General features: G+C 60.0%; 15 protein-coding genes and 1 pseudogene. 4 read left to right on the top strand and 12 right to left on the bottom strand.

Annotation, left to right across the window (positions count from 1 at the left end; all coding sequences use genetic code 11):
• Positions 1 to 55: 55 nt before the first annotated feature.
• The 3 genes from H8B20_RS19755 to tpx all read right to left on the bottom strand — a co-directional run bounded on the left by H8B20_RS19755 (position 56) and on the right by tpx (position 5,148).
• Positions 56 to 3,157, bottom strand: a complete 3,102-nt coding sequence (locus H8B20_RS19755; protein WP_210624278.1) for an MdtB/MuxB family multidrug efflux RND transporter permease subunit — start codon at positions 3,155 to 3,157, stop codon at positions 56 to 58.
• A complete protein-coding gene (locus H8B20_RS19750; protein ID WP_210624277.1) occupies positions 3,154 to 4,461 on the bottom strand; it encodes an MdtA/MuxA family multidrug efflux RND transporter periplasmic adaptor subunit in 1,308 nt (435 codons plus the stop codon). The genes H8B20_RS19755 and H8B20_RS19750 overlap by 4 nt, the downstream gene beginning before the upstream one ends.
• A 186-nt stretch (positions 4,462 to 4,647) precedes the next feature.
• Complete coding sequence (tpx, locus tag H8B20_RS19745) at positions 4,648 to 5,148, bottom strand: thiol peroxidase (RefSeq protein WP_210624276.1); 501 nt, start codon at positions 5,146 to 5,148, stop codon at positions 4,648 to 4,650.
• A 167-nt stretch (positions 5,149 to 5,315) separates the two neighbouring features.
• Here tpx and H8B20_RS19740 point away from each other — a divergent pair.
• Positions 5,316 to 5,567 (top strand): annotated as a pseudogene (locus H8B20_RS19740) (YciI family protein); the annotation flags it as partial.
• Between the two features lie 121 nt (positions 5,568 to 5,688).
• Here H8B20_RS19740 and H8B20_RS19735 read toward each other — a convergent pair.
• From H8B20_RS19735 to H8B20_RS19720, 4 genes are all read right to left on the bottom strand, one after another.
• Positions 5,689 to 6,363, bottom strand: a complete 675-nt coding sequence (locus tag H8B20_RS19735) for a DUF3313 domain-containing protein (RefSeq protein WP_210624275.1) — start codon at positions 6,361 to 6,363, stop codon at positions 5,689 to 5,691.
• A gap of 341 nt (positions 6,364 to 6,704) precedes the next feature.
• Positions 6,705 to 7,679: a hypothetical protein gene (locus H8B20_RS19730; protein ID WP_210624274.1), complete on the bottom strand. Its 975-nt coding sequence runs from the start codon at positions 7,677 to 7,679 to the stop codon at positions 6,705 to 6,707.
• Between the two features lie 222 nt (positions 7,680 to 7,901).
• The gene (locus H8B20_RS19725) at positions 7,902 to 8,381 is read right to left on the bottom strand and encodes a DUF934 domain-containing protein (protein ID WP_210624273.1); all 480 of its coding nucleotides are present in this window, start codon (positions 8,379 to 8,381) and stop codon (positions 7,902 to 7,904) included.
• Positions 8,378 to 10,051, bottom strand: coding sequence for a nitrite/sulfite reductase (locus tag H8B20_RS19720; RefSeq protein ID WP_210624272.1), 1,674 nt, complete (start codon positions 10,049 to 10,051; stop codon positions 8,378 to 8,380). The genes H8B20_RS19725 and H8B20_RS19720 overlap by 4 nt, the downstream gene beginning before the upstream one ends.
• Positions 10,052 to 10,291: 240 nt before the next feature.
• Here H8B20_RS19720 and ccoN point away from each other — a divergent pair, with 240 nt between their 5' ends.
• Together ccoN and H8B20_RS19710 are read left to right on the top strand one after the other, a co-directional pair.
• Entirely contained in the window at positions 10,292 to 11,719 is a 1,428-nt protein-coding gene (ccoN, locus tag H8B20_RS19715) for a cytochrome-c oxidase, cbb3-type subunit I (RefSeq protein WP_115147994.1), read from the top strand.
• Between the two features lie 16 nt (positions 11,720 to 11,735).
• Positions 11,736 to 11,957, top strand: a complete 222-nt coding sequence (locus H8B20_RS19710; protein WP_042558980.1) for a hypothetical protein — start codon at positions 11,736 to 11,738, stop codon at positions 11,955 to 11,957.
• Positions 11,958 to 12,073: 116 nt separating this feature from the next.
• Here H8B20_RS19710 and H8B20_RS19705 read toward each other — a convergent pair whose 3' ends face one another.
• On the bottom strand, positions 12,074 to 12,565 hold the full coding sequence (locus tag H8B20_RS19705; protein ID WP_210624271.1) for a hypothetical protein: 492 nt from the start codon (positions 12,563 to 12,565) through the stop codon (positions 12,074 to 12,076).
• A gap of 202 nt (positions 12,566 to 12,767) precedes the next feature.
• Here H8B20_RS19705 and H8B20_RS19700 point away from each other — a divergent pair, with 202 nt between their 5' ends.
• Complete coding sequence (locus H8B20_RS19700) at positions 12,768 to 13,460, top strand: aspartate/glutamate racemase family protein (protein ID WP_200614503.1); 693 nt, start codon at positions 12,768 to 12,770, stop codon at positions 13,458 to 13,460.
• Between the two features lies 1 nt (position 13,461).
• Here the strand turns inward: H8B20_RS19700 and H8B20_RS19695 are convergent, their stop codons facing one another.
• From H8B20_RS19695 to H8B20_RS19680, 4 genes are all read right to left on the bottom strand, one after another.
• Positions 13,462 to 13,980 (bottom strand): GNAT family N-acetyltransferase, encoded by a 519-nt coding sequence (locus tag H8B20_RS19695; RefSeq protein ID WP_047300894.1) that lies wholly within the window; start codon positions 13,978 to 13,980, stop codon positions 13,462 to 13,464.
• Between the two features lie 122 nt (positions 13,981 to 14,102).
• Positions 14,103 to 15,083, bottom strand: coding sequence for a LysR family transcriptional regulator (locus H8B20_RS19690; protein ID WP_210624270.1), 981 nt, complete (start codon positions 15,081 to 15,083; stop codon positions 14,103 to 14,105).
• Positions 15,084 to 15,172: 89 nt separating this feature from the next.
• A complete protein-coding gene (locus tag H8B20_RS19685; protein WP_210624269.1) occupies positions 15,173 to 16,120 on the bottom strand; it encodes a peptidylprolyl isomerase in 948 nt (315 codons plus the stop codon).
• On the bottom strand, positions 16,117 to 16,590 hold the full coding sequence (locus tag H8B20_RS19680; protein ID WP_210624268.1) for a YbjN domain-containing protein: 474 nt from the start codon (positions 16,588 to 16,590) through the stop codon (positions 16,117 to 16,119). The genes H8B20_RS19685 and H8B20_RS19680 overlap by 4 nt, the downstream gene beginning before the upstream one ends.
• Positions 16,591 to 16,611: the final 21 nt, after the last annotated feature.

Raw genomic sequence — 16,611 nt, 5'->3', positions numbered from 1 at the left:
GTCAAGCTAAAAGCCAGGTATCTTGCAGCTTGAGGCTGGAAGCTCGCCGCTGCCTTCATACCGCCACCTCTTCGGTGTCGGCATTGGTTTTGCCAAAACGTCGGCCCAGACGGTCGAAATACAGGTAGATCACCGGTGTGGTGAACAGCGTCAGCACCTGACTCACCAGCAAGCCGCCGACCATCACCAGACCCAAAGGCTGGCGCAGCTCAGCCCCGGAACCGGTGGCGAGCATCAATGGCACGGCACCGAACAGCGCCGCCAGCGTGGTCATCAGGATCGGTCGGAAACGCAGCAGTGCCGCTTGATAGATAGCCTCCTGCGGCGCCATGCCCTGATTGCGTTCCGCGTCTAGGGCGAAGTCGATCATCATGATCGCGTTCTTCTTGACGATGCCGATCAGCAGGATGATGCCGATGATCGCGATCATGCCCAGGTCGTTACCACTGAGCAGCAATGCCAGCAACGCGCCGACCGCCGCTGACGGCAGAGTCGAGAGAATGGTGATCGGGTGGATATAGCTCTCGTAAAGAACGCCGAGCACGATGTACATGGTCACCACCGCCGCCAGAATCAGCAGCAAGGTGCTCGACAGCGATGCCTGGAACGCTTCGGCCGCGCCCTGGAACTGGGTCTGCACGCCGACCGGCATGCCGATGTCTTTCTGCACCTGTTCGATGACATCCACCGCATGCCCCAGCGCTACGCCCGGCGCGAGGTTGAACGACATCATCACCGCCGGGAACTGGCCGATGTGGGTGATCGCCAGTTGCGCCTGGCGCTCCTCGACATGAGCCAGACTCGACAGGCGCACCTGCGCGCCGTCAGTGGTCTTGACGTGAATCTGATCCAGCGCCTGCGGCCCGATCCTTTCCCCGGCCTGCGCCTGCAACACCACGCGGTACTGGCTGGCCTGAGTGTAAATGGTCGAGATCTGCCGCTGGCCGAAAGCGTCGTACAGCGCATCGGTGATGTTCGCCACCGACACACCGAGGCGCGACGCCGCATCACGGTCGATCACCAGATAAACCTGCAAACCCTTGTCCTGCAAGTCACTGGCGACGTCGGTCAGCTCCGGACGTTGCGCCAGGGCCTGGACCAATTTGCCGCTCCATTGGCTCAACAGCTCGGAGTCTGGCGAGGACATGCTGAACTGGTACTGGGTGCGGCTGACGCGGTCTTCGATGGTCAGGTCCTGCACCGGTTGCATGTACAGACGAATGCCGACCAGTTTGTCCAGTTGCGGTTGCAGGCGAGCGATGATTTCGGTAGCGGTGAGATCACGCTCGCTGTGTGGTTTGAGATTGATCAACAACCGACCGCTGTTGAGCGTGGCGTTATCGCCATCGACGCCAATGTAAGACGACAGGCTCTGCACTGCCGGGTCTTCAAGAATGACCTTGGCCAATGCCTGTTGACGCTCACCCATGGCAGCGAAGGAAATCGACTGCGGCGCTTCGGAAATACCCTGAATCACCCCGGTGTCCTGCACCGGGAAGAAGCCCTTCGGCACAACCATATAGAGAAACACAGTCAATGCCAGAGTACCGATGGCGACCAGTAACGTCAGCGGCTGATGCTTGAGCACCCAGCGCAGCATCCGACCGTACTCGGCGATCATCCAGTCGATACACGCGCCGCTGGCCCGGTAGAACCGGCCCTGCTCATGCTCCTCGGGTTCGCGCTTGAGCAGACGCGCGCACATCATTGGCGTCAGGGTCAGCGAGACTACGAGGGAAATCAGGATCGCCACCGCCAGGGTGATGGCGAACTCGCGGAACAGCCGCCCGACCACGTCTGCCATGAACAGCAGCGGGATCAGCACGGCTATCAGCGACAGGGTCAGGGAAATCAGGGTGAAACCGATCTGCTTCGCGCCTTTTAGCGCGGCCTGCATCGGGCTGTCGCCCTCCTCGATGAAGCGCGAGATGTTTTCCAGCATCACGATCGCATCGTCGACCACGAAACCGGTGGCGATGGTCAGCGCCATCAGGGTCAGGTTATTGACCGAGAATCCGGCGAGATACATCACGCCGAAGGTACCGATCAGCGACAGTGGCACAGCCACCGACGGAATGATCGTCGCGCTGAAACGGCGCAGAAACAGGAACGTCACCATGACCACCAACGCGATGGCGATCAGCAGTTCGTGCTGCACGTCGGTGACCGAGGCGCGAATGGTTTGGGTGCGATCGGTGAGAACAGTGACTTCGAGGCCCGCCGGCAAATTGTCGGTGATGCTTGGCAGCAAGGCTTTGATCCGGTCGACCACCTCGATGACGTTAGCGCCCGGTTGACGCTGAATGTTCAGCAGCACAGCCTGATTCAGGTTGGCCCACGCGGCCAGGCGCTCGTTCTCGGCGCCATCGACAATTTCCGCGACATCCTTGAGCCGCAACGGCGCGCCGTTCTTGTAGGCGAGGATCAGGTTGGCGTAGTCCTCGGGCGACGTCAGTTGGTCATTGGCATCGAGCATCGACACCCGGGTCGGGCCGTCGAAGTTACCTTTCGGCTGGTTGACGTTCGAGGCGCCGATCAAGGTGCGCACGTCCGACAGGTTCAGGCCATTGGCGGCCAACGCCTCCGGGTTGACCTTGATCCGCACGGCCTGACGCTGACCACCCGCGATGCTGACCATGCCGACGCCACTGATCTGGGCGATTTTCTGCGCCATGCGCGTATCGACCAGGTCATTGAGTTTGGGCAGCAGCATGGTTTTCGAGGTGATGGCCAGGGTCAGCACCGGGGTGTCCGCCGGGTTGACCTTGTTGTACACCGGCGGCGCCGGCAAGTCGGTCGGTAACAGATTGGTCGCAGCGTTGATTGCCGCTTGCACCTGTTGCTCGGCGACATCCATGTTGATGTCGAGGCTGAAACGCAGGGTCAGCACCGAGGCGCCGCCGGAGCTGGTCGAGGCCATTTGTGTCAGGCCCGGCATCTGCCCGAATTGACGTTCAAGCGGCGCGGTGACGGCGCTGGTCATCACGTCCGGGCTGGCGCCGGGATACAGGGTCATGACGCGGATGGTCGGATAATCGACCTGCGGCAGCGCCGACACTGGCAGCAGGCGATAAGCGATCAGGCCGGCCAGCACAATGGCCAGCATGCTCAGGGTGGTGGCTACCGGACGAAGGATGAACAGCCGCGAAATGTTCATGCGCCCTTCTTGGCCTTGTCGGAAACAGCGGCATCAGTCGGTGTGGCGGCGGACTTGCCTTGCAGGTGTTCGGTCGGTGTGGTCGGCACTTGATTGCTGTCGTTGACCACCTCCACTTCGCTGCCTTCCTTGAGGCGGTCGGTGCCTTCCAGCACTACGCGGTCGCCAGCGGCCAGGCCTTCAGTGATAACGGTGTTTTCACCGTCACTGGCGCCAATCTTCAACTGACGGATCGTGACTTTCTTGTCGCCATCCAGCGCATAGACGAAGGTGCCGTTGGTGCCGAACTGAATCGCGGCGGACGGTGCCAACACGACGTTTTTCAGGGTGTCGGCCAGCAGGTGCACATTGACGAACTGATTGGGGAACAGCGACTGATCACGGTTATCGTAACGGGCCTTGAATTTCAGGGTGCCGGTGGCCACATCGATCTGGTTGTCGAGGCTTTGCAGCACACCGGTGGCTTGCAGTTTGGTGTCGCCGCGATCCCACGCTTCAGCCGGCAGCTTGGCACCGCTGCGGTAGCGGGCGAGCACGGTTTCGAGGTTGTTTTCCGGCAGGGTGAAGGCGACGCTGATCGGCTGAGTCTGGGTGATCACCGCCAGAAACGTGGTGTCGTTGGCCGCAACGAGGTTGCCGACGTCCACTTGGCGCAGACCGACCCGACCGGCAATGGGCGCGCGAATTTTAGTAAATTCGAGATTGAGTTTCGCGTCGTTGACCGCCGCCTGATTGGTCTTGACCGTGCCCAGATACTGGCCGACCAACGCTTCGGCGGTGTCCAGCGTCTGCTTGGCGATGCTGTCTTCCTTGAACAGACCGCGATAGCGCTCGACATCAACCTGCGCGTTCTTCAGTTGCGCCTGATTCTGCATCAAAGTGCCTTGCGCCTGAAGCAAGGCATTCTGGTAGGAGCGCGGGTCGATCTCGGCAAGCAAATCGCCCGCCTTGACCATCTGGCCTTCCTCGAAATGGATTTTCACCAATTCGCCACCCACTCGACTGCGCACGTTGATGGTGTTGAGCGCAGTGACGGTGCCGAGCGCCTTGTAATACAGCGGAAAGTCACCCGTGACCGCCGGCGCCACGCGCACAGGAATTGGCCCGGTGCCGCCGCCGAAGCCCGGCCGCATCATCCCGGAACGCCCGGCATGTCCGGCTGCAGCCTTCTCGCCGCCCTCCTTGTCGGCTGAACCGGCGGGCCAGAATTTCCAGCACAGTACGGCGATAACCAACAAGACAAGCAGGCTGAACAGCCAGCGACGGGAGTTGCGGGGAGACGATTGCATGGAGTGATTAACCATTGGGCGCGTGGGCTTCTTCTACGGGAGGCTGAACGATAAGCACTGACGGGAATTAAGCAAAGCAGCTTTACCGGCAATTTACCTTCAACTTACGTTTCAAGGTGTGAGTCAAAACACTGATACACAAATGAAAACGGCCTGGACAGGGCCAGGCCGTTAACAATTGTAAAAGCGCTGTTGCGCAGTTTACTTCAGTACCGCCAGAGCAGCGTCGTAGTTCGGCTCTTCAGCGATTTCGTTGACCAGTTCGCTGTGCAGGACGTTGTCGTTCTCGTCCAGTACTACCACGGCACGGGCGGTCAGGCCTTTCAGCGGGCCGTCGGCGATGGCAACACCATAGTTCTCGATAAACTCGGCGCCACGCAGGGTCGACAGGTTCTGCACGTTTTCCAGACCTTCGGCACCGCAGAAACGCGCCTGGGCGAACGGCAGGTCAGCCGAGATGCACAGCACCACGGTGTTGCTGATGTCGTTGGCCTGGGCGTTGAACTTGCGCACGGAGGTTGCGCAGGTCGGGGTGTCGACGCTTGGGAAAATGTTCAGCACTTTGCGCTTGCCGGCGAAGTCTTTCAGGGTGACGTCGGACAGATTGCCGGCAACCAGGGAAAAGGCTGGCGCCTTGGAACCGGCTTGTGGCAACTGGCCGTTGACTTGAACCGGGTTGCCTTTGAGGGTGACTTGAGCCATGACTTGAGTCCTTCTGAACGTTGTTTTAGAAAATCACGCAAGGGCCGAAGTTAACCACGAAATTGTTCGACAACCTATGCCCGCGCTGAAATTGTCATGTTCTGAAATGAAAACTGCATACAACTCGTAACCCCTGTAGGCGCAGCGTTCCGCAGCTCAAGGGCTTGGGTGAAAAACGCACAGTGACCGACGGCCCCTTCATCGAAACCAAAGAACTGGTGGCCGGGTACTGGATCTGGGACGTGAAGTCGAAAGAGGAAGCTATCGAATGGGTCAAACGCTGTCCCAACCCGATGCCGGGCTGTGACTCTGAAATCGAGATTCGCCAGATCTTCTCGGCAGAGGATTTCGGTGCCGAGTTCACGCCTGAGCTGCGGGAGCAGGAAGAGCGGATTCGCGAGCAAGCGAAAAAGCCCTGAGCAGTCCTCCGTGAACGCGACCTACTGTAGGAGCTGCCGCAGGCTGCGATCTTTTGATTTGCTTTTCAACGATCAAGATCAAAAGATCGCAGCCTTCGGCAGCTCCTACGCTGGTAAGTGGTTATTTACCCGCTTTAAGCTTGAGAAGGGACTGATGCAGATCCGAAGCCCAGCCATCGATCACGGCTTTGACGTCATTGGCCTGCATTACTTGCGAGTCGTTCTCCAGCGGTTTGCCAGTCCCTTTACGCACAACCTGAGCGACAACCTTGTTGGTGGCGCCATCCATGAACACCGCTTCGGTGGCCAGGGTAGTTTCCTGATCGCGGATCCCCGTGGCAGTGCTCACTGCCGCCGCCACCAGTGCAATCGGGATCACTTCATAAACCTGCAGGCCTTTGGTCTTGCTGCTCACAGCAGTGATCGCCGGACGCACCACAATCACCCCAGGACCAGGGCCGGTGGCGAGTGGCAACGACTTGCCGAGCTCACGCTTGAGCGCCTGATCGTAGTAGCTGGTAATGCCGTTGAGAGTCTGTTGCGGGACCTTGGCGGTCGCTTGTGGTTTGGGATAGAGCTGGCTCGGCTCGACGTAAACGCTCGTGAATTTGTTGACGTCGAGTTTCGGGTCCATCCAGCGCATCACCTCGGCGCCGGACGGTGACTTGGCCTCCTTCAGCTGACTGTAGTCCTTGAGAAACCCCGAGTATTCATCGGGAGCGACGGTTTTGCTTGAGCAGCCCACCACGCCGAGGGTGGCGATGCACAGCGTGCCCATCATTACTGCTAGCTTCATGCTGTAACTCCTGTCAGAAGGCCTGAATGTATTGCGTGAGGGGGAGTTACAGGTATAGCTAAAACCGCGGCAATTGCGATTTGAAACCACAAAAAAAGCGTGATTCTGGAGGGTTCGTCCAAGGTACAACCGGTTGAAGCGCAATGCGCGGCTCTCGCAGTGCAAAACGGCAAGGCACCAAGGGCGCAGATGCTGTTGCGGAGTAGGAAGAGGATGAGTATGGGGGACCCGGCGCTGAAGTGACCGGCTGGAGATTGTTGTCCCCTCACCCTAGCCCTCTCCCTCCGGGTGGTCCGACGTTTCGGGAGGGTCAGGGTGAAGGGCTTTTGATCTTCAGCCCGTCACCAGGAAGAGGTTTCACCACTGCGCAACGCTATCTCTCGCCGGGTATTGGCGCGCATCGCCTTGTACAACGACACCGTGCCCACCAGCAAAATCGCAGCGCCAAACAGGAAGTCGATGTTGTACAACCGGAAATCCTCCACCGGCCCGATCAGCAGCACCCGCACCAGCGCAACACCCACCAGCGTGGCGAGGAAATCGATCCCCGGCTCTTCGCGATAGAACACCAGCAACAGCGGCAGACACAGCACCAGCAGAAACAACAGCACCACGGCTTTGAACGAGCCCTTGCGCTCGACGCTGAATGCGCATTCGTGCGGGCCGTAGGCCTTGTAGTCTTCGTCGCGGATCAGCGAGGTTTTCTCGTTGATGTAGTCGACGCGGTTGTACTTCTGGATCGGCGTGAAGGTATTGGACATCTCCATCAGCGTGGTGATGTTCTTGAAGCGCAGGTCGATGCGATCGCTGCCTTTGACGTAATACAGCACCGGTTTGTAGCCGTAACGGTAGGTGTCGAACGGGAACTCGGTGACCTGCCCCTGCACGCCAATCGGACGCGGTTCAAGTTCGGCAAATGCGCTTTTGTTGGTGGCTGAGAGGTTGCGACTCAGGGGCTGGACCTTGACCTGTTCAAGGAAGATCGGCGTCGCGCCGTAGGACCACTGCAACGGTTCCAGACGCAGACGCAGTTCGCTGCGGCCCAGATCGTAGCGGTTGAATGTGCGTTCGGAGACCACCAGTGAACCGCCGAGCATGAACTCGCCACGCAGGTTGTTGGTGACGCGCAAGGTCAGTTGGTCCTTGCCCAGCAGCGCCGCTTCAGTGGACGGCGGCGTGCCACACCACGCGGTGCTTTCACCGACACCGCCGAGTTGGCCGTCGCGGTTTTGATTGAATACATAAAAGTAACTGGCCCACAGCGTCAGCATCAAAAGCAACGCGGTGAGGCCCAGGATTTTCTTGCCCGGACTCACTGATCAGACTCCCTTCTTCGATTCTACCGTCCAGCCGAAAACCCGCTGGCGACGGCGACTCTACCAAAAGGCCACCATCGACCCAAGGAAAAATCCCGAATGAGCCAGGGTTCTAGGGGTTTCCCCGGTATGGCCAAGATCAAAAGATCGTAGCCTTCGGCAGCTCCTACAAGAGCTGCGTTCCCATGCAGGAGCTGCCGAAGGCTGCGATCTTTTGATTCATTAGCGTCTACGAAACAACGGGCGCGGCTCGATGACTGAGCGGCCATACAGCACGCTCATCCCTGCCAACCCCTTCAGCGCATCCTCAGCCGATTTGTCTTCTCGCACGGCAAAACTGTCGAACCCGCACTGGCGCATATGGCTGAGCTGATCACGCAACACGTCGCCAATCGCGCGCAATTCCCCGGTCCAGCCGAAACGGCTGCGCAACAGATAGGCCTGGCTGTAGGCGCGACCGTCACGAAAACTCGGAAAGTCCAGCGCAATCAGGGGCAATGACGCAAGCCAGGGCACGAGGCTTTCGACGTCATCATCCGGGCCGAGCCACACGGCGTGGGTCGAAGGCCGTTCCAGCCAATGAATCAAAGGCAGAATCAGCAATCCTGAAGCACTGGCCAACACAGGCTCGCGGACCAGCGTCCACGGATCGTCCGTGACTATTTGCGCCACGCCCTCGTGCAACCGCAGCAGATTGTTCATGCCGGCACCTCAAGAGCTTTGGGATACACACGTTCCTTGAACGGCTCCAGTCCGATCCGCGCCAAAGTGTCGACAAACAATTCCTCACTCTCGCGATAACGCACAAAAGTGCCGATGATCCGCTCAATCACCTGCGGCACCTCTGCTGCGCTGAACGACGGGCCGATGACCTTGCCCAGCGCGCTGTGCTTGCCCTGCGCGCCGCCGAGGGTGATCTGGTACCACTCGCTGCCGTTCTTGTCGACGCCGAGGATGCCGATATTGCCGATGTGGTGATGGCCGCAGGCATTCATGCAGCCAGAGATGTTCAGGCTGATGTCACCCAGATCGTGCAGGTAGTCGAGATTGTCGAAACGCGCCTGAATCGCCTGGGTGATCGGGATCGATTTGGCGTTGGCCAGTGCGCAGAAATCCCCGCCCGGGCAGGCAATGATGTCAGTCAGCAAGCCGACGTTGGCCGTCCCCAGATTTAACTCGCACGCCAGTTGCCACAGCGCATACAGATCGGCTTTCGGCACATCGGGCAGGACGATATTTTGCTCATGGGCGATGCGGATCTCGCCGAAACCGAAGCGCTCCGCCCAATCGGCCACCGCCAGCATCTGCAACTGCGTCACGTCCCCCGGCGGCGCGGCCTGACCGGGTTTGGTCGACAAGACTACGCTGGTGTAACCCGCCACTTTGTGCGGTTGCACGTTGCGCGCGACCCAGCGGGCAAACGCCGGGTTTTCGGCCAGCCGCGTGCCGTGATCCAGATCGGTGTCGGGCAGCGTGTGATACGTCGGTGGCACGAAAGCACTGGCAACCCGCTGATATTCGGCCTCGGTCAACTGCGCCGGGCCGTCCTTGAGGTGCTGCCATTCTTCTTCGACTTCTTTGGCGAAAGCTTCGATGCCCAGTGCCTTGACCAGAATCTTGATCCGCGCCTTGTACTTGTTGTCGCGCCGGCCATGGCGGTTGTAAACCCGCAGCACCGCCTCGACGTAGGACAGCAAGTGCTGCCACGGCAAGCCGTCACGGATCTGCAAACCGAGGATCGGCGTGCGTCCCAGCCCGCCTCCAACGATCACTCGCAAAAGCATTTGCCCATCGCGCCCGGGGTAAAGATACAGGCCGATGTCGTGCATCATGATCGCCGCGCGATCCTGCTTCGCCGAGCAGATGGCGATCTTGAACTTGCGCGGCAGGAAGAGAAATTCCGGGTTGATCGTCGACCATTGCCGGAGAATTTCCGCCAGGGGGCGCGGGTCGATCAACTCATCTGCCGCAACCCCGGCAAAGGCTTCGGTGGTGATGTTGCGCACGCAGTTGCCGGAGGTCTGGATCGCATGCATGTTGACCTGCGCCAGGCGTTCGAGAATGTCCGGCACCTCAGCCAGTTCGATCCAGTTGAACTGCATGTTTTGCCGCGTGGTGAAGTGGCCGTAACCACGATCATAGTCAGCCGCGATGCTCGCCAGCGTGCGCATTTGCGCGGCGCTGAGGGTGCCGTAGGGAATCGCCACACGCAGCATGTAAGCGTGTTTTTGCAGGTACAGACCGTTTTGCAGACGCAGCGGCAGGAACTCCTCTTCGCTCAATTCCCCGGCCATGAAGCGCTCGACCTGATCGCGAAACTGCGCAACGCGCTCGAACACCAGTGCGCGGTCGTAATCGTCGTATTGATACATGCAGCGGCTCCCCCAGTTTTCGTAACAGCACTATGACGGAGCGGCGCAGCGCGTTACAGATTCACCTGAACGGATAAAAACCGTATCAGGGCGCGTCAGATGGCCGCAGGCAGCACTTCAATCTGATCCGCATAAATGAAAGATTCCTGAGCCTGTTTTGTTTCCGGTGGGGTTTCTACAGTGCAACCCATGCCAGACCGGGTGGCCTGGCAAGACTTTGCAACCGTGGATGAACTGACCATGAGCACAGCAACAATCGGACAGGCTTATAACTACAAGGTCGTCCGCCAATTCGTCATCGCGACTGTTTTCTGGGGTGTCGTGGGCATGGCGATGGGGGTATGGATCGCCTCGCAACTGGTATGGCCGGAGATGAATCTGGACGTGCCGTGGACCACCTTCGGCCGCTTGCGACCGTTGCACACCAGCCTGGTGATTTTCGGGTTCGCCGGCAGCGCACAATTCGCTGCCAGTTACTATGCCGTGCAGCGTACCTGTCAGGTGCGGCTGTATTCGGACAAGCTCGCCGCGTTCACGTTCTGGGGCTGGCAATCGGTGATCGTGATCATGTTGATCACCCTGCCGCTGGGCTACACCACCACCAAGGAATACGCCGAGATCGAATTCTCCGGTGCCGTGTGGATGGCCGTGGTCTGGGTTGCCTACGCCGTGGTGTTCTTCACCACTGTGGTGCAGCGCAAGACCAAACACATCTACGTCGGCAACTGGTTCTTTGGCGCGTTCATCGTGGTGATCGCCATGCTGCACGTGGTCAACCATCTGGCGATTCCGGTCGACTGGTTCAAATCCTATCCGGTGTATTCCGGCGCGACCGATGCCATGGTGCAGTGGTGGTACGGGCACAACGCGGTGGGGTTCTTTCTGACCACAGGCTTCCTCGGGATGATGTATTACTTCGTGCCTAAACAGGTCAATCGGCCGGTGTATTCGTACCGGTTGTCGATCGTGCATTTCTGGGCGCTGATCACCCTGTACATCTGGGCCGGCCCGCACCACTTGCACTACACCGCGCTGCCGGACTGGGCGCAGTCGCTGGGTATGGCGATGTCGCTGATCCTGCTGGCGCCGAGCTGGGGCGGGATGATCAACGGGATGATGACGCTCTCGGGCGCCTGGCATAAGTTGCGTACCGACCCGATCCTGCGCTTTCTGGTGCTGTCGCTGGCGTTCTACGGGATGTCGACCTTTGAAGGTCCGATGATGGCGATCAAAACCGTCAACGCCCTCTCCCATTACACCGACTGGACCATCGGCCACGTTCACGCCGGGGCACTCGGCTGGGTGGCGATGATCACCTTCGGAGCGACGTATCACATGGTGCCCAAAGTGTTTGGCCGCGAGCAGATGTACAGCACGCCGCTGATCAACTTGCACTTCTGGCTGGCGACCATCGGCACGGTGCTTTATATCGCTTCGATGTGGGTGAACGGCATCACCCAGGGCCTGATGTGGCGGGCGATCAATGAGGACGGCACGCTGACCTATTCGTTTGTCGAGGCGCTGCAGGCCAGCCATCCGGGGTTCATCGTGCGCTTTGCTGGTGGGGTGTTCTTCCTGACCGGGATGCTGCTGATGGCTTACAACATCTGGCGCACCGTGCGGGTCGCGGACGTGGCACTGGCGCACCGCGAAGCGCAGATCGCCTGAGGCAGGGAGCCGGGTCATGTTCGAATTTTTCTTGAATGGGTTGGGCGTGGTGTTTCTGTGGCTGGCGGTGGAGTACTGCTTGCGCCGCGAGACCGCAGACAGTCTGGATGAGGCGAGCATGGTGCCGTTTGCCGATGACCCGGAGGTGGCGCGAAGGGTTGAGCTGGCGACGGGCAAGGCCGTGAAAGCGGTGGCGCCGGAGGTGGCGAAGCCGGGTTGGGTCAACCTGGATATGTAACCTCCTGCAGGAGCTGCCGCAGGCTGCGATCTTTTGATCTTGCGTTTAAAAAAAAAGATCAAAAGATCGCAGCCTGCGGCAGCTCCTACAGGGGGAATGCGTGTTTCCTTGGGGGCTCAGCCGCGGTCTCGAGGAATCAGGCTCTGCAACTGCAACGCCAGGAAATCCGCATCAAACACAAAGGTATCCGGGTCTTTCAGGCCGTTGGTCTTGCGCCACTGCCACTCCCCGTCCGGCAGGCCCACCAGCGAAATACTGCCGTAGCGCGCCGCTGTCAAACCCATCACCGCCAACGAAATCTGTCCCGAACTGCCCATCACATCGGGCACGAACTCCACCGGTTTGACGGCAATCACAATGGTCAGTTTCTCGGTCTTGAAGGTTGAAGTCTCGACCGGAGTGCTCGGGCCGAACGCGACATACGCCTCACGGCTGACCTCCAGCAAACCCGGTGCCTGCACCGGCTCAAGCCATTGCTGAATCTGCCCGAACAATTCGGTAATCCGTTTCGCCCATACCTGCGACTGCGTTTCGAACAGCTGCTTCTTGTGCGACTCACTCTCGGCATAGTGACGAAGCATTTCGCCCAGTTGTTGTACGTCGTTCATGGGTACATTCCTCTGAGGAGCCTGCGATACCTGATAGTGACAGATCGAAGCACTGGCGTACGTTTAACCTCGAAAGCGACCACCGAAACACTTTGCATCTGGATGATCAGTACAGTTGATTTGCGCTGGCGCACGCTGGTGAACAAATGGACACTCGGCTCCAGCCCGGCCTTTCGCCTGGGCACCTGCCCGGGGAAATCGAATGCGCACCATCGGCCTGATCGGCGGCATGAGCTGGGAGTCCAGCGCCGAATACTATCGCCTCATCAATCAGCAAGTCCGCGATCAGCTCGGCCCGCTGCGGTCGGCTCAGATGCTGATGTACAGCGTCGACTTCGGCCCGGTCGAACAGGCCCAGCATGCCGGGCGTTGGGACGACGCGGCAGCGATCCTGGTGGACGCCGCACGCAGGCTCGAAGCGGGCGGCGCCGAATGTGTGGTGCTGTGTACCAACACCATGCACAAGGTGGCCGAACAGATTCAGGCGGCAATCAGCATTCCGTTTTTGCACATTGCCGAACCAGCGGCGCAAGCGGCGTTGAAAATCGAGGCGCGTACGGTCGGGCTGTTGGGCACGGCGTTCACCATGGAGCAGGACTTTCTCAAGCAGCGCTTGATCGCCCAAGGCTTGACGGTCGTGGTGCCGGACGACGCTGAGCGCAAAGAAGTGCACCGGATCATCTACGACGAACTCTGCGTCGGCGTGATCAGCGAGGCATCGCGCAAGATCTACCAGCAGGTGATCGAATCCCTGACCGCTCGCGGCGCCCAGGCAATCATTCTGGGCTGCACGGAAATCGGCATGCTGATCAAACCCGAACACAGCGCCCTGCCCCTGCTCGACACCACCGAGCTGCATGCGCAGTCGGCGGTGGCGTTCGCGCTGGGCGACTGAGTCAGGTTTTCGGACGATTGCGCAGGCGGGCCATGCTCAGGGTGTCGACCCACTGCCCGTCGCGTACCGCGTAATCACGGAACAGGCCTTCGGTCTCGAAACCGAACTTGCGGTAGAGACCGATGGCCGCCTCGTTGTCGGCGTACACCGAAAGCTCGACGCGGTGCAGATTCATCCAGTTGTCGGCCACATCCAGCGCTGCCGCCAACAACGTCGAACCAACGCCCTTGCCTTGCCACGCGGTCGCGACACCCATGCCGAAGCTGCCGGCGTGGCTGCGGCGAATCCGCGAAAAATGCTCCAGGCCCAAGTGACCGATCACGACACCCTGATGGAGCGCCACCAGTTTCACCGCCCGCTCGTTATCGGCTAGTACCCGCTGGCGCCACACCTCGGCGGACTGAAACGGCATCTGCAACACCTGCCGGGCGACGGCGGCATCGTTGTACAGCGCGGTGACACCCTCGACGTGGGATTCGTTGAAACGCTCGAGGTGAATGGCGGGGTCGTGGTCAGGCATGGCAGATCCTTCCTGGATCGATGTGTGGCTGGTCACTCTAAACCAGTGCTATTGCGTCTGGCGAATATCAAACGGTGGGAGCTAGCTCCCACAGGGGGAATGGGGGATGCATGGGGTTTGGTTCAGGGCTGGAACCATTCCTGGCGCTCATTGAAGGCGTGGTGGATGAGTTCGATCAGGGTTTGCACTTCGCTGACATTCTGCGAGTCGGCATTCACCGCCAGCCATGCATTCAGTTGCATCGGTTGCTCAAACAGGCCCGGCAGCGCCACCAGCCCACGGTCGTAGCGACTCATGTACATGGGCAGCAATCCGATGCACGCACTGCAACGGATCATCTCCAGCATCAGTTCGTAGGACTGCATCTGCACCACCCCGGCCAGACGCTGTTCCACCAGCTCGTTCCACGGGCGAAAGCTGTCGATCTGGCGGTCGTGCTGCCATTGCACCAACATGAAATCAGCGAGGTCGTCAGGACTGTCCGGGCGTGCAGTGACACGCGAATAGCGTTTGGCGATGTGCGGCAGGTAGTCAAGGCTCGCCAGCCGTTGCGGTTGATGGGTGGCGAAGGACGGACCGGGGCTGGGTGAGTCTCCGGGAGCAAGCCACAGAACGACGTCGGCGCTGACCGCGCGCAAGGACAGTTCACTGTCGAGGGCGATGATCTCAAGGCGCACACTGGCGTTGCGGCGCAACAGCGCGATCAGGTCGCGGCCGAGAATGTCGTGCAGGATCGACTCGGCGACGGCGAGGCGAATCAGCGGCTGCTCGACCACCGGCAGTTTGCGTTCGTGGGCCAGGGCGGTCAGTTTTGCCTGCAACTGCTGGCCTTCACGGGTCAGGCTCAGCACACTGCCCTGAAAACTGAACAAGGTGTGCTGGAGTTCCTGCTCAAGCTGCGCCAATTGTTTGCGCAGTAAGGTCGAGCGCACGTTGAGGCTACGCGCGGCCTGCATGAAGCAACCGCAGCGGGCGCTGACCAGAAAGTACTGCGCGACGTCGGTGTCGATGCTCGCGGCGTTTGCCAGCCAGGGTTCGCTGCCGTCCTGCGCCCAGCGAAATTCGGCGCTGCCCTGTCGTCCTGCGGGTTCGGTGAATGACATCAATGACTCCCTGTCGATCTTTGTTGTTTGATGGCTTCCAGCACTTTGAAAATATTCTGAACCCACAGGGGTTCAGTGTTGAACCTGGATTACTGTTTTTCTTCAAGGACCTTATTGAGCTCAGCACCATCAATACTCAGCGTCGCGGTGTTGAGCATCCCGTCCAGATAAGCCTGGGCAATCTGCTCCTGGCGCTGGGCACGCAACGCCTGAGTCAGCTGGTCGCGTAGTTCATCCAGCGTCGCGGTGCGCGCCGGTTGCTGCTCGGTGAGCTTGATCACATGGAAACCGGCCGCACTTTGCACAGGATCAGACACTGCACCGACCTTGAGCCGCGCCACCACGCCACGCACCTCCGGCACCAGTTGCTGCAATGGTTGCAAACCGCTGTCGCCGCCACGTTCAGCCGTCACGCGATCCTGCGAATACTGGGTCGCCAGCGCAGCAAAATCCCCCGGCGTCGCCTGCGCCTTTTTGCTCAGTTCCGCAGCCTGCTTGCGCACCGCATCAAGGTTCTGCGGATCATTCACCGCGAGGAAAATCTGGCTGATCCGATACAACGCCGGGGTCTGCCAATTCGCCTTGCCTTCGTCATATGCCTTCTGCAGCTCGGCCGTACTCGGGTAGTCCGCCGGCACCTCGCTGACCGAACGCAGATAATCGCGGAAGACGATTTGCTCGGTCGCCGCACGGGTCTGTTGCGCGACGTCCGGACGCTGCGCCCAACCCTGCGCATCGGCCTGTTCCAGCACCGCTTTCTCGGCCAGTCGTGCTCGGATCAAACGCTCCAGCGCTTCGCGATTGCCGCGCAGTTGCTCACGGGTCGCGGGTGGAACGGTTGCCAGCAACGCCTGCAATTCCGCCGGTGTGACCTGCTGACTGCCCAACCGAGCCACCGCCGGCCCCGTAGCAACCGCCGCCACCGACGACGATTGCTGGGCGGCGACCGGGTCACTGCCCGATCGCACCACCAGCGCCACGGCCACCACCAACAGCGCTACAGCTCCCGCGCCGATCACCATGGCTGGTTTTTTCACAGCGCGACTTCCTCTTGCTCTGCGACAGCCACTTTGGCGGTCTGAGCCGTTGCACCGCTCTGGGCGAAATCACGCAGATAGACGATGAACTCCTGCAGCAGGCGATCCCACAATTCGAGGTTGCCACGCAGGTGGTCGTTGCTCACGCCGGCGGCCAGTACCACGTCCATTTCCATCACCAGAAACTCGCCCTGCAACGACAACCGCGCAAAGCGCCGGGTGGCATTCCACTGCTCGGCCACACCTTGCGGCAACTCACCCTGCACGCGCAGCGCACAACTGAACGTGAAATCGACGTAACTGCCCTGCTCCACCGCCGGGTTGCCGAAACGCACGGCGTAACCAATGCCCTGGCTGGCGCTGAGCAACTGGACGATGCCGTTCTGTTCAGTCTGATTGACGCGATAACCGGCGGCTTGCAGGACGTCGGTCAACGATTGCGGGGAAACGTGGTTGATCAATTGAGTCATTGTTTCTTCCTTGTTTATCAG

This window comes from Pseudomonas sp. P42 (assembly GCF_017973755.1).
In the GTDB taxonomy this organism is placed as follows: domain Bacteria; phylum Pseudomonadota; class Gammaproteobacteria; order Pseudomonadales; family Pseudomonadaceae; genus Aquipseudomonas; species Aquipseudomonas iridis.
Note: the sequence above shows the minus strand (reverse complement) of the source record. Positions and strands in the feature narration are given on the sequence as shown.